Annotated in this window: 1 protein-coding gene; it reads left to right on the top strand. The window is 64.6% G+C overall.

What is annotated here, in order from left to right; translation table 11 throughout:
- Window positions 1–23 precede the first annotated feature (23 nt).
- A partial coding sequence (locus tag ACKAE7_RS21230; protein ID WP_408980255.1) for a hypothetical protein occupies window positions 24–520 on the top strand: 497 nt, incomplete at its 3' end.

The following is a 520-nucleotide window of genomic DNA, read 5'->3' on the forward strand; positions in this document are numbered from 1 at the left end:
AGTGGGCGTCGCAGTATCCCGACATGGTGGAGGCGATCGTTCCCTTCTGCGCTTCGGCGCGCGTCTCCCCCCACAACTTCGTTTTCCTTGAAGGCGTGAAGGCGGCGCTTCAGGCGGATCAGGACTGGGCCGGCGGCGACTACGTGCATCCGCCCACGCGCGGGCTCAGGGCGTTCGCGCGGGTCTACGCTGGCTGGGCATATTCGCAGACATTCTACCGTGAGGGGCTGTATCGCCGGATCGGGTACGCGACGATCGAGGACCTTCTCTGCGACTGGGAAGATGATCACGTCCGGAACTGGGATGCGAACGATCTTCTCGCGATGCTCCGCACGTGGCAGGCGGCGGACATCAGCGCCACTTCCGCCTATAGAGGCGACTTCGCGAAAGCGCTGCAGAGCATCACCGCGCGCGCCGTGCTGATCCCGTGCGTTCAGGATCTCTACTTCCCGCCCGCCGACAATGAGATCGAGGCGCGCCACATGAACCGAGCGTCCTTCCGCCCGTTCGACTCGCCGTT

It is taken from the genome of Pseudarthrobacter sp. NKDBFgelt, from assembly GCF_046097905.1.
GTDB classification, from domain to species: domain Bacteria; phylum Actinomycetota; class Actinomycetes; order Actinomycetales; family Micrococcaceae; genus Arthrobacter; species Arthrobacter polychromogenes.